We start from the raw sequence: 20970 nt of genomic DNA on the forward strand, positions 1-20970 counted from the left end.
CATATGTTTGTGTTGATTTTTTATATATGGTATAATATTATAAAATGCTTGGGAATGTTTATAGAAGGTGTTTGTAATGAGTGAGTTCAAACTTGTATCAGATTATAAGCCTACAGGTGATCAGCCGGAGGCAATAAGAAAATTGACAGAAGGCGTAAACATGGGCCTTAAGTGTCAGACGCTATTGGGGGTCACCGGTTCTGGCAAGACATACACTATGGCAAATATCATAAAGAATGTCAATAAACCTACACTTGTAATTGCACATAATAAGACGTTAGCGGCTCAGCTTTGCGCAGAGTTTAAAGAATTCTTTCCAGAGAATGCTGTAGAATACTTTGTAAGTTACTATGACTACTATCAACCAGAGGCTTATGTTCCACAGACAGATACTTATATTGAAAAAGATGCATCCATAAATGAAGAAATTGATAAACTTAGGCATTCAGCTACTGCAGCCCTTTTCGAGCGAAGAGACGTGATTATCGTTGCCAGTGTTTCATGTATATATGGATTAGGTGATCCGGAGGATTATGAGGAGCTTATGCTTTCTTTAAGGCCTGGCATGATAAAAGATAGAGATGAGATTTTAAAGAAACTTGTTGACATTCAATACGAACGGAATGACATAAATTTTGTAAGAGGCAAGTTTAGGGTAAGAGGTGATGTAATAGAGGTTTTCCCAGCATCATCATCTGACAAAGCAATCAGGATCGAGCTTTTTGGCGATGAGATCGATAGAATCACAGAAATAGATGTATTGACTGGCGAGATAATCGGCGAAAGAAGCCATGTGGCTATCTTTCCAGCATCACACTATGCTACATCGAAGGAAAAGTTGAAAAAAGCCATAGAAAGCATAGAAAAAGAGCTGGAAGAAAGGTATAAAGAGCTTAAAGATCAAGGGAAAATTTTAGAAGCTGAAAGGCTTAAACAAAGGACCAATTACGACATCGAGATGCTTCAAGAAGTTGGCTATTGTTCCGGTATAGAAAATTATTCGAGGCACATATCAGGCAGGGCTGCTGGAAGCCCACCTTATACGCTATTAGATTATTTCCCTGATGATTTTTTGATGTTCATCGATGAATCCCATGTTACAATACCGCAGATTAGAGGCATGTACAATGGTGATAGAGCAAGAAAAGAGTCTTTAGTAGATTTTGGATTTAGGCTTCCGTCTGCATTTGACAATAGGCCTCTGAAATTTGAGGAATTTGAAGAAAGGATAAATCAGCTTATATGTGTTTCTGCTACGCCAGGGCCATATGAATTAGAGCACTCTGAGAGGGTTGTTGAGCAGATAATAAGGCCAACAGGGCTTGTAGACCCAGAAGTAGTTGTTAAACCTGTTAAAGGGCAAGTAGATGATCTGCTAAGCGAGATAAAAATGACTGTTGAAAAAGGATACAGGGTATTAGTCACGACTTTGACGAAAAAGATGGCTGAAGACTTGACAGATTATTTTAGGGACATGGGTGTAAAAGTGAAATACCTCCATTCGGATATCGAGACGATAGAGAGAATGGAGATAATAAGGGATTTGAGGCTTGGCAAGTTTGACGTCTTAATCGGAATAAATCTATTGAGAGAAGGCTTGGATTTGCCTGAAGTTGCTTTGGTTGCCATTCTCGATGCAGATAAAGAAGGTTTTTTGCGCTCTGAAACTTCACTTATACAGACTATAGGACGTGCTGCAAGAAATGCAGAGGGAAGAGTCATCATGTATGCAGATGTTGTAACGGAATCTATGAAAAACGCCATAAATGAAACCAATAGAAGAAGAGCCATACAGATGGAATACAACAAAAAGCACGGCATTACGCCAAAGACGATTGTAAAAGGCATAAGAGATGTGATAGAGGCTACAAAGGTAGCTGAAGATAAGGGCACTTATAAAGTGAAGAAGGCAGAAGTAATAGACAAGGTGTCTATTGAGAAAATGATAAATGAGCTTGAAAAAGAGATGAAAAAAGCTGCAAAAGACCTTGAATTTGAAAAAGCCGCAAAACTCAGAGATAGGATTTTCGAACTCCAAAAGATGATGAAAAATGCTATATGATTGCTATTGCAATTTTTCACACACATGAAAGGAAGAAGCAAATTGGCAATAGATAAAATCGTAATTAAAGGTGCAAAAGTCCACAATTTAAAAAATATAGATGTTGAAATACCCCGAGACAAATTTGTCGTTATAACAGGGCTTTCTGGCTCAGGAAAGTCGTCATTGGCATTTGATACGATATATGCGGAAGGACAGCGGAGATATGTAGAATCTTTGTCAGCCTATGCGAGACAATTTTTAGGACAGATGGACAAACCAGATGTGGAGTACATCGAAGGTTTGTCACCTGCAATATCCATAGATCAGAAGACTACTAACAGAAATCCTCGCTCAACAGTAGGGACGGTTACAGAAATATACGATTATTTGAGGCTATTGTATGCAAGGATAGGTATACCACATTGCCCTAAATGTGGCAGAGAGATCTCCATGCAGACAGTTGATCAGATGGTAGACAGAATAATGAAGTTGGATGAAGGCACAAGGATACAAGTCCTTTCGCCTATCATAAGAGGACGCAAAGGCGAGTACCAGAAGCTCATGGAAGACGTAAAGAAAAGCGGATACGTAAGAGTGAGAATAGATGGTATAATGTACGATTTAAGCGAAGACATAAAATTAGAAAAAAACAAAAAACACACTATAGAGGTTGTTGTAGACAGAATAATTGTAAAACCACATATCGAGTCAAGGCTTACAGATTCAATAGAATCTGCACTAAAGCTGTCAGATGGAATCGTCACAATTGATGTCATAGGGCAAGAAAGCTTTACGATGTCTGAGAAGTATTCATGCCCTGACTGCAACATAAGCATTGAAGAACTTTCTCCAAGGATGTTTTCTTTTAACAGCCCTTATGGTGCTTGCCCAACGTGTGCTGGATTAGGTGAATTTATGAGAATCGATCCGGATTTGCTGATAAGAGATAGAAGCAAGTCGTTAAAAGATGGGGTGTTTTCTGGATTTATCGTATCACAGGAAAGTTACACGTATCAAAATATTTTAAACCTTGTAGAAAGCTATGGATATAGTGAGAATACTCCATTAGAAGCGTACAGCGATGATTTGATAAATGTATTGTTGTATGGGAAAGATAAAAACGGCAAAAGGCATGGATTCGAGGGAATAGTAAATAACTTGGAGAGACGGTATAATTCTACTAATTCAAGCTTTATGCGGGAAGAAATAGAAAAGTACATGAGGCCAATCGTATGTCCTGACTGTCATGGTGCACGTCTAAAACCCGAAGTGTTGGCTGTCACTGTAGGTGGCATATCTATAAACAAGATGACAGATTTTTCTGTGACAGAACTTCTGCAATTTATGGATGAGCTTAAATTGACAGAAAGAGAAGAGTTTATTGCACATCAGATAATTAAAGAGATTAAAGCTAGGCTTAATTTCTTAAAAGATGTAGGATTAGATTACCTTACTCTTTCAAGAAATGCAGGTACATTATCAGGTGGAGAGTCTCAAAGGATAAGGCTTGCCAGCCAGATAGGTTCAGGATTGGTAGGAGTTACTTATATACTTGATGAGCCCAGCATAGGGCTTCATCAAAGAGATAACGAAAGGCTTTTAAATTCCCTTAAGAAGTTGAAGGACCAAGGAAATACGTTGATTGTGGTTGAGCACGATGAGGATACCATGTTTGCTGCAGATTACATCGTCGACGTAGGTCCAGGTCCTGGAGAGCACGGAGGTAAAATCGTTGCTGCAGGAACAGTGGAAGATATCATGGCATGTGAAGAATCCCTTACTGGTCAGTACTTAAGTGGGAAGAAAAAAATCGATGTTCCTAAGACGAGGAGAAAGCCTAATGGTAACTACCTGACAATTCGCGGTGCGGCTGAGAACAACTTGAAAAATATAGATGTCACGTTTCCGCTTGGCATACTGATATGTATAACAGGTGTATCTGGGTCAGGCAAAAGTACCCTTATAAACGAAATTCTCTACAAAGCGCTGGCACAAAAATTGTACAAAGCAAAAGACTTGCCTGGGAAATATGCTGCATTAGAAGGAATTGAGAATATAGACAAAGTCATAAACATCGACCAGTCTCCTATAGGAAGAACCCCCAGATCAAATCCAGCTACGTATACTGGTGTATTTGATCCTATTAGAGAACTATTTTCAAATACGCCGGATGCTAAGATGAGAGGCTATAAACCTGGTCGCTTTAGTTTCAACGTTAAAGGTGGAAGGTGCGAGGCCTGCAGTGGCGATGGTATAATAAAGATTGAGATGAACTTTCTTCCAGACGTGTATGTGCCATGTGAAGTATGTAAAGGCAACAGGTATAATAGAGAAACTTTGGATATAAAATACAAGGGTAAGAATATATCTGATGTCTTAAATATGACGGTGGAAGAAGCGTTGGAGTTTTTTGCCAATATACCAAGGATAAAAAGCAAGTTGGAGACATTAAATGATGTGGGATTAGGTTATATTAAGTTAGGGCAGCCTTCTACGCAGCTTTCTGGTGGCGAGGCCCAAAGAGTCAAATTGGCGACTGAATTATCAAGGCGTTCTACAGGCAAGACGGTTTATATACTTGATGAGCCTACTACAGGTCTTCACTTTGCAGATGTCGACAGGCTTTTGGATGTGCTAAACAGACTTGTAGATGGTGGCAATACTGTAATTGTGATAGAGCACAATCTTGACGTAATTAAATCTGCTGATTACATCATTGACATGGGACCTGAGGGCGGAGACAGAGGAGGAACTATTGTGGCTACTGGAACACCAGAGGAAGTGGCTGAAAACAGCCTATCGTATACGGGGCAATTTTTGAAAAAAATTCTTGCCAGATAATGAGGTGTTTTTATGTATCAACTGGCAGCAAACATATTAAAATATGTATTATTACTGCTTATATATCTTTTTTTGTACAGAGTTTTTAAGATTATTTACCTTGACATTAAAGGTGTAAGAAAAGAAAGAGAGATTACAAAGGCAAAGTTGGTTTCTCTTTCAGGTATGGGTAGCTTTAACCTTTTTGAAGTGACAACAATTGGCAGAGCCGATGATTGCGATATAGTCGTTGATAATCCTTATGTATCCAGTAAACATGCCATGATCAGAAAAAAGGGTAAAAAATACATCATACAAGATCTAAATAGCACAAACGGGACATTTGTAAATGGTAGGCGTGTAAAAAACATTGCCAGATTGAAAAATGAAGATGTGATAAAACTGGGGAATGAAGAGTACAGATTTTTGATTTAAGGTGGTATCTGATGGAAGAGTATGTTAAGACTGGCTCGAAGGCTATGAAAGATGTTTTTTTGATATTTGTAATCGCCTTTATGTTGCTTTTTATATATCATAAGCCTAAAGGGTTTGATACGATTTACTTTACGATAGCCTTTTTGCCGCTTATTTACATTGTTTATTATCTGCATGTTAGGCTTTTTCCCATGGGAGAAATTCAGCTTATTATACTAAGCTCTTTCTTGGCAGAGATGGGCCTCATAATGATATACAGAGTGGCGCCTGATTTGATATTGAAGCAGATTGCTTGGATATTTATAGGCTTTATTTTGTACTTTGCTTCATCATACGCTTCTCTCCATTATGATTTTTTTTACAAGGTTAAGTACGGAGACTACGTGTATTTAGCAATATCCTTTATTTTGTTGTTTTCCACATTTATATTTGGAAAGGAAATAGGTGGTTCTAAAAACTGGCTTACGTTTGGTTCCGTTTCAGTACAGCCATCTGAAGTGGTTAAGATAATTTATATAATATACCTTGCAAGGTATTTAAAAGACCATAAGACCACAAACGACATAATAAAAATAGGCGCAATAACAATTTTGATTGTAGGGGTTTTAGTGATTGAAAAAGACCTTGGTACTGCACTACTGTTTTACCTTACAACGATGTTTATGATATTTGTGGCGACTTCAAGCGTGCTTTACACAGGCGTAGGTGTAGCTTTTTTAGGAATTGGAGGCGTCATTTCGTACTTTCTTTTTAATCATGTTCGCGTTAGAATACAGGCATGGCTAAATCCATGGATGGATGTACCTGGGAAGACATACCAAATTGCTCAGTCTCTTTTTGCAATAGGTGCAGGAGGCTTTTTTGGCACTGGTCTTGGCATGGGGCATCCCGAATATATTCCGGTTGTGGCCAGCGATTTTATTTTTTCAGCCATTAGTGAAGAGTTTGGGATGTTGGGAGCTGTTGCTATAATCTTGGTCTACTTTGTGATAATGTACAGAGGCATAAAAGTCGCTTTAGAGGCCAAAGATGAATTTGGCGCTTTGATTGCTATAGGACTTACCAGCATATTCAGTTTACAAGTTTTTACAATAATAGGCGGCGTCATAAAATTCATACCATTGACAGGCGTGACACTTCCTTTTGTAAGCTACGGCGGAAGTTCAATGGTAATGAGCTTTATAACATTGGGCATGTTAAACGGCATCGCAGTGAGAGAGGATGAGGATGTTGAACAGTATGAACCGCAACATTAAAATACTTTTTGCCGTCTTTTCAATCCTTTTTTTTAGCCTCATAGCGTATCTTTCTTACTTTCAGTTATATGAAAAGAATAAACTTATCACAAGTTCATACAGCGTCTATAACAAAAGGCTGATTGAACAGGAAAAAAAGATTTTAAGAGGAAGCATTTATGATAGAAATGGCAATATCCTGGCAAAAAGCACTATTGTAAATGGTGAACAAATTAGGCAGTATCCTGATGGGGCGCCTTTTGCAGATATAATCGGCTACAGCAGGAGGATATATCAACAAGGCAGTACAGGTATAGAAAACACGTACGACAGAGAACTGCTTGGAATGATCAATACAGATCCTATGACTTTTTTAAGAGAGACTGTCTTAGGAAAAAGTCAGGTTGGCGATGATGTGGTACTGACTGTAGATAAAAAACTGCAGGATTTAGCATATAGCCTTTTGGGTGGCAGAAAAGGTGCTGTAGTGGCTTTAGATCCAAAAACAGGTGCAGTGTTGGCGTTAGCATCGTCCCCGTCCTACGATCCAAATACTTTAGGCGAAAACTGGAGCAGTGTGATGAATAGTCCTGATCATGTCGTCTTAAATAGAGCTACACAGGGATTGTACCCTCCAGGTTCAATATTTAAAATCATAACGGCTTCTGCCGCTTTGACGTACAAACCGGATATTTACAATCAAACATTTAACGATGTAGGATATGTAACGGTTGATGGAAACAAGATAACAAACTATGATAGTATAGCCTATGGAACTATAGGATTTCAAAAGGCATTTTACGTTTCTTCCAATACTTCTTTTGTAAAGATAGGACTTCAATTGGGACGTTCAGACTTAGAGGCTATGGCCAACAAGTATGGAATTAATGACAGCGTTCCATTTGACATACCTGTTGAAAAGAATCAGTTTCCATCAATTCCTCTGATAAACGGCGAGGTTCAATTGGCGGAAAGCTCCATTGGTCAAGGCAAGATTTTAGTCACGCCGCTTACAATGGCTTTAATGGCTTCGGCACCTGCGAACGGTGGGGTTATCATGAAACCATATCTTATGGATTACGTCAAAAATCCAGTCACTGGGGAGATATTAGAAAAAACGACACCAGAAAAATATCTAAATCCGATAACAAAAGATGTAGCTGATAAGATAAAACAGCTTATGATAGGGGTTGTGCAGCAAGGTACAGGTACGGCTGCGCAGATACCAGGTATTACTGTTGCAGGCAAAACAGGTACCGCAGAAAATCCACATGGGCAAGCACATGCTTGGTTTGTAGGATTTGCACCTGCTGACGATCCAAAGATCGTCGTCTCAGTGATCATAGAAAATGGCGGTGCTGGTGGGGCTACTGCTGCGCCTATTGCCAGAGAAATCATGAAGGCGTATTTAGGCTATTGATATAGTGTAAATATACCATTTAAGGTGATGATATGATAAATATTGAAGAAAAATTAAAATTGTTGCCTGACAAACCAGGCGTCTATATAATGAAAGACTCAAGCGGCAAGATTATTTACGTTGGAAAGGCTGTCATCTTAAAAAACCGCGTAAGGCAGTATTTTCAAAATCAGTCAAATCAGCTTCCAAAAGTCAGAACAATGGTAAAGCATGTTGCAGATTTTGAGTACATTGTGACAGATACAGAATTGGAAGCCCTAATATTAGAATGCAACTTAATAAAAAAGCATAAGCCTAAGTACAACATACTGCTTAAAGACGATAAAAACTACCCTTATATAAAGATAACTGTAAATGAAGACTATCCAAGGATCGTATTCACCAGAAGAGTTGAAATGGACGGTGCTAAGTATTTTGGACCTTACAGCAGCGCGTTTGCGGTAAGGGAGACGATAAAACTTTTAAGACATATGTTTCCTTTAAGGTCATGCAACAGAAACATAGAGAGAGATATGGGCAAAGACAGAGAATGTCTGTATTATCATATCGGATTGTGCTCAGCGCCGTGTACAGGCCGTATAACAAAAGAGGAATACAAAAAACTGACAGATGATGTCTTGATGTTCTTAGAAGGCAAGCGGGATGTGCTGCTTAAAAAGCTAAAGGAAGAGATGGAAAAGGCAGCGGAAAACATGGAATTTGAGAAGGCTGCAAAATTAAGAGATCAAATATACGGAATTGAGAAGACATCAGAGAAGCAGAAAATAGTTTCTGCATCTTTAGAAGATCAAGATGTAATATCTATGGCAAGAAGCGCAGAGGATGCTTGTATTCAAGTGTTTTTTATAAGAGATGGAAAAGTAAGCGGAAGAGAGCATTATTTTATGAAAAATACTGATGACATGGATAGAAGTGAAATTATGTCATCTTTTATGAAACAATTTTACGATAGTGCACCGTATGTGCCAAAAGAGATCATATTGGATGTGGATATGGAAGAAAAGGATGTTTTGATGGAATGGCTTTCTGAAAAGCGTGGAAATAAAGTGTCTATCGTCGTTCCATCAAGAGGCAAGAAAAAAGATCTGGTTGATATGGTATATGAAAATGCCCTTGAAGCTTTAAAAAATGACGTAAACTTAAAGATGGAAAGGCAGAAGAACGATGCCGTATCGGAGTTATCCAATCTTATAGGAATTGACTATGCCGAGAGAATTGAAGCTTTTGATATATCAAACATAAGGGGAACTGATAATGTAGCGTCGATGGTCGTATTTGTAGATGGAAAACCTCATAAATCGTCCTACAGAAAGTTCATCATAAAGACGGTGGAGGGGCAAGATGATTACGGTAGCATGAGAGAAGTCATTTCAAGGAGAATATCTCACGGGCTTAAAGAGCAAAATCAGATTGAGACTGGTGAACGTAAAGAGGATAAGGCTAAGTTCCACATTATGCCAGATCTCATTCTTGTTGACGGTGGATTGGGGCATGTCAAAACGGCAATAGAAGCGCTACAACAATTAAATGTTGAGATTCCTGTGTACGGTATGGTAAAAGATTCAAAACACAGGACAAGAGGATTAGTTTCACCTGATGGAGAAATAGATATGCCTATGACAGGCAAGGCTTTTAGGCTTGTGGCTGAAATTCAAGATGAAGCCCACAGATTTGCCATCACATTCCACAAAGATACAAAAAGCAAAAAGTTAAGAAGCGATCTCTTAAACATACCAGGCATTGGTGAGAAGCGGATGAAAGCATTGTACAAGGCTTTTAAAACAATTGATGGCATTAAAAATGCCACAGTCGATGAGCTTAAAAAAGTTGAAGGAATGAATGAGAAGGCTGCTAATGCCGTATATGATTATTTTAGAAGTCATTGATAAACTAAATTAAAAACATTGATAATTTTCCATAATCATTAGCAAAAATTATCTATTCTATGGAAAAGGTGATAAATAACTTTTACTTTATGTTAGTGAAGCCTCTCCATCTAAGCATGAAATGTTATAGATGGAGCTTCCTACTGCATTAACAGTAGAACTGCCTGTCATAAATACAGTCTAATCACGCAATATAATCACAATTATGATTACATAGCTTTAACTAGACTAATTAATGTAGACAGGGTCTGCCGACTTCTCGCTGCAATCTCAGGAACTTTTGCCTGATACTGCAACCTCTCCTTTTCAGAAAGAGGATTTAATATTTCTCTTATAAAATATCTTGCACCTATATTGTACGATGCATTTAAATCCGCATGATATTTCTTGCCTGTTGTGAACTCACATATATCTTTTTTGTTATTCCTTATCACTTTTCCTGTACCATCAAACGCTAATGCTGATGAGTTTTTAGGATTGATCCACGATACTCTTATTCCATAGCTGTGTGCTATGTCACATACTTTTTCCTGTATTTTTTGTTTTGCCCAGTATTGCAGTTTTATTCTCATTCTTCGTGCATAATTGCCTTTTGATTTTAATTTTCCTAAATGCTCAAATACTATTACATCGGCTTTATATTTTTTTGCAAATTTTATTATTTGATGGACAGTATCATTAATAATCTGATTTTTGATGTTGTTTATTTTTCTCCACAGGTTAGGCTTTCTACCAATGCCTGATATTTTTTGTACTTTTGCTAATTTGTTGATTTTATGGTAAAGACGGTCTTTTTCTATAGGCTGGTTTATGAATATCCTTCCCATGACAGTTCCGTCATATTTCATTGCACTGCATACGGCAGAATTGGTTAATCCTAAATCAACGGATATTATTGTTCTGTCTTTAAGTGGAACATTGTTTAATTTAACTGTCTTTTTGTATGTGAAATGAAGATAATATTTTCTTCCGCTTTTTACTAATGTCGGATTCATTTCTTTGAAGTTTGTCATGTCTCTATGCTTAAGATTTTTCGTATTGAATTCTACATCGTGCCATACCCAGTCATTGTTTTTGTAAACTTTAATTTTTGCTGTATTATTTCTGGTACGCTCAAACATATTGTCTTTATAAAACACTGGATATGAATATCTTTTTGTTCCTAATGTAGGCATTTTACCTTTTAGTATTTTCCCTTTTTCCTCGTACTCAGCTTTTTTCTTAAGATAGTTTTCGAGATTTGAATAATAGCTTTTTACTGCACCAAGTGCTTCGGCTGTAGCTGCTCTCCTTAAGTATGAAGGAAACTTGTAGAATTCATTGTCAAAATCGTATTTTGCTTTGTTTCTCTTTGTATTGTGTATTAATTTTTCTATGAAGTTTAACTGATCTTTCACAGATGGCAGTGTTGATATGGTATTCCATTCAGCATTTATTATACTGATTATATACGATAATACTTTATTGTATATGGCTATAGTATCAATGAAAGATTTATCTGTTATTTTGATTTTAAATTTTACTGTTTTAATGCATTCCATATCAACACAACCTTTACAAATTCTTCTTATTATCAATAATATCATAAATTTATTTTGAAAAACAAATGATTTGGTACTTTATTAGTCTAAACTTTTGTTATAAGTGGAAAATAGGGTTACTGCTTATATATTCAATAAACAAATAAATAAAAGGTTCTATCAAATGTTAATAAATTCGACTAAAAAAAATTGATTCTCCAGTGTGTAACGCGTATATTTGAAAATATATAAAAATATATATTAGACGTAATCAGCTATACCTCTTATCGATACTTCACCAGATGTTATCGCTTTTTTTTCGCCGTTTTTAAACATGACGATGAGATTGCCGTCATCGTCTATGTCAATAGCTTGTCCTACATATTCCTTATTGTTCATAATGACTTTTACATCTTTTTCCAATGTCAACGAGTATTCTTTGCACAGATTTCTAATGCTGAAAAATCCTTCATCAAGGAATGTACGATAATACTTTTCAAAATTGTTTAGTATAGATGCCGTTAAAAGCTTTCTATCTATTTTTTCTGAAGCCTCAATGAAAAGGGATGTGGCCTTATTTTGCAAATCAACCGGAAAACTGACAACATTGACATTTACTCCTATGCCTACTACTATAAAATTTATCTTATCTATTTCGCCATTCATTTCTGTCAGAATTCCACAAGCTTTTTTACCATTTACGATTATGTCATTTGGCCATTTTATGTAAGATGTCAAATTTGTCGTTTCTCTTATTGCGCCTACCAATGATACTGCTGCGACTTGTGTCAGCTTAACTGCGTCATTAGGTGCTATATCCGGTTTTAGTATAATAGACATCCATATACCCTGCTTTTTGTAAGAGAGCCACTGCCTGCCAATGCGACCTCTTCCAGATGTCTGTTCTTCTGCAACGACTGTCGTTCCATCAGGAGAATCCGAAGCTATTTCTTTTGCATAGTCATTTGTGGATGATATTGTATCGAAGTACAGATAGTTTCTTCCTATAAATTCAGTTTTTAGATGTGGAGATATTTCAGTGTAATTTATGATATCAGGTTCTTCCATAAGAATGTACCCTGATTTGTGTTTGGAATCTATGATGTAGCCGTCTGACTTCAACTCATTTATGCACTTCCACACTGCTGTCCTTGAAACATTTAACTTGTCGCACAAATCTTGACCTGATATGTATTTTCCTTTATTTGATTTCAAAATCAACAAAACATCATTTTTTAGCAAAGCTACTCACCCTCAATTTTAGATTCAAGTCTATTATACAAGAAAAATAATTTGCGACAAATAGTTTTGTTGATAAGGTAATTTATTTACATATTTGATATAAAATAATATAATTAATGTAAAGGTCAGCAGTGCCGGTTAGGAGGTAATAGATTTGTTAAGTGTTTCTGTTGAGGATTTAATTAAAGATCTGAACTTAGAAGTCATAGTAGAAGCTAAGGAAAAGATCGATATAACCACAAGTGATGTAAACAGACCTGGTCTTCAATTTTCAGGATTTTATGAGCATTTTGCTAAAGAGAGAGTTCAAGTTATAGGGATGGTTGAAACAGCTTTTATAGATGGAATGCCTCTCGATTTGTTAGCAGAAAGGGCTGATAAATTTTTTGAATACCCTGTGCCTTGTGTAATCGTCACAAGGGGATTGAATATAAAAAGGGAAATCGTAGATGCGGCACAAAAGCATGGCCGTTATCTATTGAGGACAAAGGAATCATCTACAAAATTCATAAGCAGACTAATTAATTATTTGGAAGAAAAATTGGCACCGCAGATTACTATTCATGGAGATCTTGTAGATGTGTATGGTGTTGGTGTGCTTTTATTGGGAGAAAGCGGTATAGGAAAAAGCGAGACAGCCCTTGAGCTTATAAAAAGAGGCCATAGGCTTGTGGCTGACGATGCAACGGAGATAAGGAAAATCAGCGATTACGTCTTACAAGGAAGTTCACCTGATATAATACGGCATTATATAGAGATAAGAGGAATAGGAATACTTGATATAAAGACACTTTACGGTGTCGGTTCAGTAAGGGACAACATGAACATCGACTTGGTTATACAATTGGAGGAATGGGATGAGGATAAATACTATGATAGGCTAGGACTTGATGACGATTACATAAAGTTTTTAGACATAAAAGTTCCAAAGCTGACTATACCTGTAAGGCCAGGGCGAAATCTTGCTATAATAGTGGAAGTAGCAGCCATGAATCACAGGCAGAAACAAATGGGTTACAACGCTGCCCATGAGCTTAATAAAAAATTGTTGAAACAGATTTCCACATAAAATATAATTGTTGTAGTGATTATTTTAATTTTTATATTTGAAAGGGATGCAAAGTCTGATGAACCTTTTACTTGATACACATACACATACGGTAGCAAGTGGACATGCGTACAGTACAATAATGGAAAATGCCAAAGCAGCATCTGAAAAAGGTCTTAAGCTTATCTGCATGACCGATCATGGGCCTAAAATGCCTGGTGGACCACATATTTTTCACTTTGGCAATTTAAAAGTAATGCCGAGAGAAATATATGGCGTTGAAATACTAAGAGGCGTTGAAGCAAATATAATCGATAGAGATGGAAGTCTCGATGTTCCAGATGAAATCTTGAAGAAGTTGGATGTCGTTATTGCCAGTCTTCATGATGTGTGTTTTCCTTATCGCGATGTAGAATCAAATACTGAAGCTATTGTTAATGCGATGAAAAACCCTTATGTAGACATCATTGGCCATCCTGGCAATCCTTTGTTTGAAATTGATATCGATAAAGTAATAGAGGCGGCATTGGAATACGATACATGTATAGAGATAAACAACAGCTCTTTTGTGTCTTCCAGAGTCGGAAGTTATGACAATTGCCTTTTGATAGCCCAAAAAGCTTCGATGAAAAATGTGAAGATTTGTGTTGGAAGCGATGCACATATATCGTTTGATGTAGGAAGATTTGACAAGGCATCGGAAGTAATTGAAAACGCAAATATTAGAGAGGAAAATATTTTAAATACAGATGTAGGTAAGTTTAAAGCATATTTAAAATCAAAGGGAAAACTTAGAAATTAAGTTAAGGAGGAGTGTAATGTGAGGATTGGCGTTGATATAGGAGGGACAAACATAGCTGTTGGTTTAGTTGACAAGGATGGGAAAATAGTAGCGACAGGATCGAGACCTACAGAGCCTAAAAGAGGTTATGCTGCTATAGCTAAAGACATTGCTGAAATTTCATTGGAGCTTGTGAAAAGATGTGGGCTTGACGTATCTCAAATTGAGGCTATGGGTATCGGCGTTCCTGGTGTTGCTGATAATGAAAAAGGCATTGTTTTAAGAGCTGTAAATCTCTATTGGACAAAGGTGCCATTAGTAAAGGAAATACATAAATACATCGATGTGCCTATAAACATGGATAATGACGCAAATGTAGCGGCGCTTGCTGAAGGTGTATTTGGAGCTGGAAGAGGTACGAACTCGTCTGTTACCATAACTTTAGGCACAGGTGTAGGTTCTGGATTTATATTAAATGGCAAAGTGTTTAACGGTTCGCACCATTTTGCTCCTGAGTTGGGGCACATTGTAATTGGTGACAATGGGGTTTTGTGCAATTGCGGCAAAGTCGGATGTCTTGAGACTTTTGCGTCTGCTACGGCTTTAATCAGAGAAGGCAAAAAGGCTGTCATGAAAAACAGCGATTCTCTCATACTCAAATTGGCAGGCGGTGAGATTGAGTCCATAACGGCTAAAAATGTAATTGATGCTGCAAGACAATTTGACGAAACGGCAATGCTTATATTTAATGATTACGTAAAGTATCTAGCAATAGGAATTGTCAATATCATAAACATACTTGATCCAGAAGTAGTCATAATAGGTGGTGGCGTTGCCAATGCTGGTGATTTCCTTTTAAAGCCGCTTAAAGAAGAAGTAAGCAAAAATATACTTTTTAAAGATCTGCCTTATGCTGACATTAGAAAAGCAGAGCTTGGGAATGATGCAGGAATAATAGGTGCAGCAATTCTTTAAGAAAAGGGGTTTTAATGTGAAGATTTATGAGTTTTTTGAGAAAAACACAGGTTTAAAAGATCACGTTGCGATAAAATTTAAAGGTGAGACAATAACATACAGCGATTTGCCAAAGTACGTAAATAGTTATGCAGCGTATCTTCAATCTTTAGGCGTCAAAAAAGGGGATAAAGTCATACTCAGTATGCCAAACTGCCCTGAATTTGTTTTTGCGTATTTAGGTTCTGCTAAAGCTGGAGCTATTACAATTCCTTTAAACCTTATGTACACGATGGAAGAAATCCAGTACGTTGTCAAAGAATCTGGAGCAGATACTATCGTTGTGCATCCCGTCGTTCTTAAAAATGTGGATGTATCTGCTTTTGGCAAGCTAAATTTAAAAAACATAGTGGTCTTAAATGATGATACAAAGCAAAAGATAATGGAACATGACGATTTTAAGCAAGTTGAGATAGATGATGATGAGGTCTGCACATACCTATATACGTCAGGAACGACTGGCAAGCCAAAAGGTGCTATGCTTACACACAGGAATTTTGAAGCTGATGTAGTGGCGATGGATGAAATATCTGATTTAGGTCCAGATGACAACTTTTTGTGCGTGTTGCCGCTTTTCCACAGCTTTTCATGGACGGTAAATGTGCTGCTGGCACTATACCTTGGAAGTACAGTTACTATTAAAGATAGCTTCATGCCAAAGGATACATTGGAGACGCTTTTAAATGAAAATATAACAGTATTTTGTGGTGTTCCATCCATTTTTGCATTTTTGATTAGGATGGTAGAAAAAGGACAGTTTAAAGCTTTAAGGCTTGCTATCTCAGGCGGTGCGCCATTAGCACCAGAAGTGCAAAGGGGATTTGAGGAAAAGTTTAATTTTCCGCTTGTTGAAGGATACGGATTGTCAGAAGCTGCGCCTGTAGCATTGCTGAATCCCCTTGGAGCTGATGAAATAAGAAAGCCAGGTTCTATAGGGCTACCTCTTCCATGCAATGAAGCTAAGATAGTAGATGAAGACGACAATGAAGTGCCAGTTGGTGAAGTAGGTGAGCTTGTTTTAAAAGGTTCTAACATAATGGTAGGATATCACAATATGCCTGAGGAGACAGCAAAAACTTTGCAAAATGGATGGCTTCATACAGGTGATCTTGCGAAAAAAGACGAAGATGGCTACTATTACATAGTTGATAGACTTAAAGACATGATTATCTTGGGAGGATTTAATGTATATCCCAGAGAAGTAGAAGAAGCCCTTATGGAGCACCCTGCAGTAAGAGAAGCAGCAGTCATTGGAGTTGGCGATAAATACAAAGGAGAGGAAGTAAAGGCATTTATCGTGCTGGAGGATGGAATGACTGCAGACAGAAAAGAACTTCAAAGCTTCTTGCACGACAAATTGGCAAAATATAAGATTCCTAAGATATTTGAGTTTGTCAATGAACTTCCTAAGAGTCCAACTGGAAAAGTGCTAAAGAAGTTGCTTAAATGAGTAAAGCCACGTCACGAGCGTGGCTTTTATTTTTAGGACAAGTTTCAATTGTGTAAAAATAGAAGCAAATAAAAGTTATTTGAAGGTAGATGCATCAAATTGCTGGAAATATAAAATTGGAAGCGGCTATTGAAATTGACATGATGGAAAACTTGATTTATGATATTAATGTAATCCGTTACGTAAAATATTTTTAGTAAGGGTTATTGATAGGTTAAAATCAAGGAAATTTCACTTAAAATTATAGTAATCAATTACGAAGGAGCTGCTATGATAACGATAAAAGATGTTGCTAAAGAAGCTGGCGTATCTGTTGCTACAATATCTCGGGTTTTGAATAACAGTCCTGGAGTCTCGGATGAGACGAGAGAAAGAGTTTTATCTGTCATAAAAAGGCTAAATTACAATCCTAATCTTTTAGGGCGCAATCTTCGCAGGATGGAGACTAAGATGGTGCTGGTGTTGCTTCCAACAATATCAAATCCATTTTACGCAAGAATAGTAAAAGGCATAGAGGATGTGGCGCAAAAGAATGGGTATGGCGTGATGCTTTGCAACACAGATTCTAACATTGAAAGAGAAAAGATGTACCTGGAGCTTTTAAAGAACAGGTTGTCTGACGGCGTGATTTTTATGGCGCCTGAGATGGATAAGGATGAGCTAAACGAGATAGGAGAAAAATATGCCGTTGTGCAGTGCTGCGAGTACAAAGAAGGCGCAAATGTTTCACACGTCTCTATAGACAACTACAAAGCATCGTACAAGGCGGTAAAGCATCTGATTGGATTAGGGCATAAGCACATAGGACTTATTAGCTGCAAAAATAATTTTTTGTCCACAAAGCACAGAGAAGAAGGATATAAAAGTGCTTTAGAAGATTCAGGAATCTCATTTAATCCGGATTACATAAGGTATGGCGATTATTCATTTAAAAGCGGCTTCAGGGCAGCACAAAGTCTCTTAAATGATCACAAAGAGATTACAGCGATATTTGCCATATCAGACATAATGGCTATTGGGGCAATTAAATCATGCTATGAAAACGGTTTGAAGGTACCTGACGACATTGGCATTGTTGGATTTGACAATATAAGTTTTGCTCCCATGTACAATCCGTCTCTTACAACGGTGTCTCAGCCAAAGTACGATATAGGTTGTACTGCGATGGAGCTACTCATAAAGCAAATAGAAAATAAAGGAGGTAATAAAGAAAACATAGTTTTAGAACATGAATTGATAATAAGGCATTCTACTGTAAAATGAAGGAGGAAATTTTTATGGGAGAGAAAATAAGAGTTGGAATAATAGGATGTGGAGGCATAGCAAATGGCAAGCACATGCCGTCCCTATCAAAGCTTGACAACGTAGAAATTGTTGCTTTTTGCGATGTAAAAGAGGAGAAGGCATTAAAGGCTGCAAAAGATTACGGCGTAGATGGAGCTAAGACATATAATGACTACAGAAAGCTTTTAGAGGATAAAAGCATCGATGTAGTGCACGTGTGTACACCAAACAAATCACATTCAGATATAACAGTTGATGCATTAGAAGCTGGTAAGCACGTCATGTGCGAAAAACCTATGGCGAAGACTGCTAATGACGCTAAAAGGATGCTGGATGCTGCAAAAAGAACTGGGAAGAAGTTGACCATAGGGTATCAAAACCGCTTTAGACCGGACTCTCAGTATTTGCACAAATTGTGTCAAGATGGTGTCTTAGGCGAGATATACTTTGCAAAGGCACATGCTATAAGGCGTCGCGCTGTTCCTACATGGGGAGTATTTTTAAACGAAGAAGAGCAAGGCGGAGGGCCTCTTATAGATATTGGCACACATGCCCTTGATTTAACCCTTTGGATGATGAACAACTATAAGCCTAAATACGTTGTCGGAAATACATACCGCAAATTAGCTGAAAGAAGAAATGCAGCGAATGCTTGGGGACCATGGGATCCTGATAAATTTACGGTGGAAGATTCGGCTTTTGGCTTTATAACAATGGAAAATGGTGCAACGATCATTCTTGAAACCAGTTGGGCCTTAAATTCTCTCGATGTGGATGAAGCAAAGACCACATTGTGCGGGACAGAAGGTGGAGCAGACATGAAAGATGGGCTTAGGATCAATGGAGAGATGAATGGACGATTGTACACTACAAAAATCGATTTAAGTTCAGGTGGTGTGGCATTTTACGAAGGAAAGGCAGAAGATGCTGCTGACTTAGAGGCAAGGTTGTGGATAGAAAGTATCATCAACAATACGGAACCTGTTGTAAAGCCAGAGGAAGCATACGTAGTATCACAGATATTAGAGGCGATATATACATCTTCAAAAACTGGTAAGCCAGTATATTTTAATGAAATCGGGTGATTTATATGGATTTGCCGTTGTCACTGCAGCTTTACACAGTGAGGAATGAATTGAAAGACGATTTTGTAGGAACTTTAGAGAAAGTGGCAGAGATAGGGTACAAAGGTGTTGAATTTGCTGGATATGGTGGTTTAAAGGCAAATGAACTAAGAAGACATTTAGAAGGGCTTGGATTGACCCCTACTGGAAGTCACATAAGTTTAGATGTGCTAAAAAACAATCTTGACGAAGAAATAGAGTACAACATTGAAATAGGAAACAAGTACATTGTATGCCCTTGGAACAAATACGAGGGGAAAGAGGATTTTATTGAAACTGCGAAACTTTTTAATGAAATTGGAGAAAAGTGTGCAGAAAAAGGATTGATTTTTTGCTATCACAATCATAATCATGAATTCGTCGAGTTTGACAGTAAATACGGATTAGATTTGATCTATGAAAATGCAAATTCAAATTTTTTGAAGGCGGAGATAGATACGTATTGGGTCAAATATGCTGGAGAAGATCCTGTAAGTTACATTAAAAAGTATAGTGGTCGTGTGCCTTTGGTACATCTAAAGGATATGGATGAGGAAACAAAGGATTTTGCTGAGATTGGCGAAGGTATTATGAATATTAAGGAGATTGTAGACGCTTCACTTGAGGCAGGTATCGATTGGTTTATAGTTGAACAAGATGCTTGCAAAAGACTGCCCCTTGAAAGTGTCAAGATAAGCTTTGATAACATAAAGAAAATGTGAGGAGAGATAGATTATGCATCTTGGATTTTTAACAGTTTGTTTAGGGAATATGCCACTTTTGGATAAGGCAAAGTGGGCATCAGAGAATGGTTTTAAATCATTAGAAATCGCTTGCTGGCCACAGCTAAACGACAGAGACTATTCCAGTTGTGACATAGATGTAGAGACGTTGACAGAAGAAGAAGCTCAAAAAATAAAAGAATACATGAGGGATTTGGGCCTTTCTATATCGTCTTTGGCATACTATGACAATAATTTGCACCCTGATCCTGAAAAGAGGGCATTTATAAACAATCACACCAAAAAGTGCATTGATGCTGCAGCAATGCTGGGTACATCTATGGTTGGAACTTTTATAGGGAGAAATCCTGAGAAAAACTTAAAAGAAAACTTTGACGAATTTGAAAAAATTTTTGGCGATATAGTAGGCTATGCAGAAAGTAAAGGCGTAAAAGTGATAATTGAAAATTGCCCGATGGAAGGTTGGCAGAGAGAAGGTCTTCCCGGCACAATATCATTTACTCCTGAGCTTTGGGAAGAGATGTTTAGAAGGATACCATCTATGAATTTTGGACTTAATTTGGATCCGTCCCACCTTTTATTTCAGCTTATAGATTATGTAAAAGTTGTTCCGGCATTTAAGGACAGGATATTTCATGTTCATGCGAAAGACGCTGAAATTTTCAAGGATAAGCTTGAATGGTATGGCGTATTTAACAGGCAATTTCATAAAAAAGGCGAAACAGGCTATTGGAGATTTAGGATGCCTGGCCTTGGTCAAGTTGATTGGAACAAGTTTATAAAAGCCTTAAAAGATGTAGGATACGATGGAGTTATAAGCGTTGAACATGAAGACCCACTGTATGAAGGCAGTGAGGAGAAAGTAAAAGAAGGATTGAAGTTAGGATATGATCATTTGAAACAATTCATATAAATACTTCAAATAGGCAAGTAGCTTAATCTACT

16 protein-coding genes are annotated in these 20970 nt (G+C 37.4%); 14 read left to right on the forward strand and 2 right to left on the reverse strand.

All coding sequences use genetic code 11. From position 1 onward, the window contains the following. The first annotated feature begins 76 nt into the window (after positions 1 to 76). Genes uvrB through uvrC form a run of 6 tightly spaced genes read left to right on the forward strand, consistent with a single transcriptional unit; the run spans position 77 to position 9840 of the window. A complete protein-coding gene (uvrB, locus tag JJQ93_RS00185; protein WP_274892322.1) occupies positions 77 to 2062 on the forward strand; it encodes an excinuclease ABC subunit UvrB in 1986 nt (661 codons plus the stop codon). Positions 2063 to 2104: 42 nt separating this feature from the next. Further along, positions 2105 to 4885: an excinuclease ABC subunit UvrA gene (uvrA, locus tag JJQ93_RS00190; protein ID WP_274892323.1), complete on the forward strand. Its 2781-nt coding sequence runs from the start codon at positions 2105 to 2107 to the stop codon at positions 4883 to 4885. 12 nt (positions 4886 to 4897) lie between these two features. After that, on the forward strand, positions 4898 to 5299 hold the full coding sequence (locus tag JJQ93_RS00195; RefSeq protein WP_014758136.1) for an FHA domain-containing protein: 402 nt from the start codon (positions 4898 to 4900) through the stop codon (positions 5297 to 5299). Between the two features lie 11 nt (positions 5300 to 5310). Beyond that, positions 5311 to 6555 (forward strand): FtsW/RodA/SpoVE family cell cycle protein, encoded by a 1245-nt coding sequence (locus JJQ93_RS00200; protein WP_274892324.1) that lies wholly within the window; start codon positions 5311 to 5313, stop codon positions 6553 to 6555. Then, positions 6527 to 7954 (forward strand): peptidoglycan D,D-transpeptidase FtsI family protein, encoded by a 1428-nt coding sequence (locus JJQ93_RS00205; protein WP_274892325.1) that lies wholly within the window; start codon positions 6527 to 6529, stop codon positions 7952 to 7954. The genes JJQ93_RS00200 and JJQ93_RS00205 overlap by 29 nt, the downstream gene beginning before the upstream one ends. 35 nt (positions 7955 to 7989) lie before the next feature. Then, complete coding sequence (uvrC, locus tag JJQ93_RS00210; RefSeq protein WP_274894016.1) at positions 7990 to 9840, forward strand: excinuclease ABC subunit UvrC; 1851 nt, start codon at positions 7990 to 7992, stop codon at positions 9838 to 9840. Between the two features lie 209 nt (positions 9841 to 10049). On the opposite strand, the gene JJQ93_RS00215 is transcribed toward uvrC, so the two are convergent. Beyond that, positions 10050 to 11381: an RNA-guided endonuclease TnpB family protein gene (locus JJQ93_RS00215; RefSeq protein ID WP_274892326.1), complete on the reverse strand. Its 1332-nt coding sequence runs from the start codon at positions 11379 to 11381 to the stop codon at positions 10050 to 10052. A gap of 240 nt (positions 11382 to 11621) precedes the next feature. Then, positions 11622 to 12602, reverse strand: a complete 981-nt coding sequence (locus tag JJQ93_RS00220) for a biotin--[acetyl-CoA-carboxylase] ligase (RefSeq protein WP_274892327.1) — start codon at positions 12600 to 12602, stop codon at positions 11622 to 11624. A 154-nt stretch (positions 12603 to 12756) separates the two neighbouring features. On the opposite strand from JJQ93_RS00220, the gene hprK reads away from it, so the two are divergent. The 8 genes from hprK (at position 12757) to JJQ93_RS00260 (ending at position 20938) form a co-directional block, all read left to right on the forward strand. After that, positions 12757 to 13671, forward strand: a complete 915-nt coding sequence (hprK, locus tag JJQ93_RS00225; protein WP_085112298.1) for an HPr(Ser) kinase/phosphatase — start codon at positions 12757 to 12759, stop codon at positions 13669 to 13671. A 58-nt stretch (positions 13672 to 13729) separates the two neighbouring features. Then, positions 13730 to 14452 (forward strand): phosphatase, encoded by a 723-nt coding sequence (locus JJQ93_RS00230; protein ID WP_274892328.1) that lies wholly within the window; start codon positions 13730 to 13732, stop codon positions 14450 to 14452. An 18-nt stretch (positions 14453 to 14470) separates the two neighbouring features. Beyond that, positions 14471 to 15406: an ROK family protein gene (locus JJQ93_RS00235; protein ID WP_085112296.1), complete on the forward strand. Its 936-nt coding sequence runs from the start codon at positions 14471 to 14473 to the stop codon at positions 15404 to 15406. Between the two features lie 16 nt (positions 15407 to 15422). Further along, the gene (locus JJQ93_RS00240; RefSeq protein WP_274892329.1) at positions 15423 to 16895 is read left to right on the forward strand and encodes a long-chain-fatty-acid--CoA ligase; all 1473 of its coding nucleotides are present in this window, start codon (positions 15423 to 15425) and stop codon (positions 16893 to 16895) included. A gap of 270 nt (positions 16896 to 17165) precedes the next feature. After that, complete coding sequence (locus JJQ93_RS00245; RefSeq protein ID WP_085112283.1) at positions 17166 to 18158, forward strand: LacI family DNA-binding transcriptional regulator; 993 nt, start codon at positions 17166 to 17168, stop codon at positions 18156 to 18158. A gap of 14 nt (positions 18159 to 18172) precedes the next feature. Further along, the gene (locus JJQ93_RS00250; RefSeq protein ID WP_274892330.1) at positions 18173 to 19264 is read left to right on the forward strand and encodes a Gfo/Idh/MocA family protein; all 1092 of its coding nucleotides are present in this window, start codon (positions 18173 to 18175) and stop codon (positions 19262 to 19264) included. Positions 19265 to 19269: 5 nt separating this feature from the next. After that, a complete protein-coding gene (locus JJQ93_RS00255) occupies positions 19270 to 20004 on the forward strand; it encodes a sugar phosphate isomerase/epimerase family protein (RefSeq protein WP_274892331.1) in 735 nt (244 codons plus the stop codon). Between the two features lie 13 nt (positions 20005 to 20017). Continuing rightward, positions 20018 to 20938 carry a sugar phosphate isomerase/epimerase family protein gene (locus JJQ93_RS00260; RefSeq protein WP_274892332.1) on the forward strand — a complete coding sequence of 307 codons (921 nt, stop codon included), beginning with the start codon at positions 20018 to 20020 and terminating at the stop codon, positions 20936 to 20938. Positions 20939 to 20970 lie beyond the last annotated feature (32 nt).

The sequence above is a fragment of the Thermoanaerobacterium sp. R66 genome (assembly GCF_028895185.1).
GTDB lineage: Bacteria > Bacillota > Thermoanaerobacteria > Thermoanaerobacterales > Thermoanaerobacteraceae > Thermoanaerobacterium.

Bases quoted from the DNA above. Each gene is read 5' to 3' on its own strand.
- uvrB (WP_274892322.1), top strand. From the start codon at position 77: ATGAGTGAGTTCAAACTTGTATCAGATTATAAGCCTACAGGTGATCAG.
- JJQ93_RS00195 (WP_014758136.1), top strand. From the start codon at position 4,898: ATGTATCAACTGGCAGCAAACATATTAAAATATGTATTATTACTGCTT.
- JJQ93_RS00200 (WP_274892324.1), top strand. From the start codon at position 5,311: ATGGAAGAGTATGTTAAGACTGGCTCGAAGGCTATGAAAGATGTTTTT.
- JJQ93_RS00205 (WP_274892325.1), top strand. From the start codon at position 6,527: ATGTTGAACAGTATGAACCGCAACATTAAAATACTTTTTGCCGTCTTT.
- JJQ93_RS00215 (WP_274892326.1), bottom strand. From the start codon at position 11,381: ATGGAATGCATTAAAACAGTAAAATTTAAAATCAAAATAACAGATAAA.
- JJQ93_RS00230 (WP_274892328.1), top strand. From the start codon at position 13,730: ATGAACCTTTTACTTGATACACATACACATACGGTAGCAAGTGGACAT.
- JJQ93_RS00245 (WP_085112283.1), top strand. From the start codon at position 17,166: ATGATAACGATAAAAGATGTTGCTAAAGAAGCTGGCGTATCTGTTGCT.
- JJQ93_RS00250 (WP_274892330.1), top strand. From the start codon at position 18,173: ATGGGAGAGAAAATAAGAGTTGGAATAATAGGATGTGGAGGCATAGCA.
- JJQ93_RS00255 (WP_274892331.1), top strand. From the start codon at position 19,270: ATGGATTTGCCGTTGTCACTGCAGCTTTACACAGTGAGGAATGAATTG.
- JJQ93_RS00260 (WP_274892332.1), top strand. From the start codon at position 20,018: ATGCATCTTGGATTTTTAACAGTTTGTTTAGGGAATATGCCACTTTTG.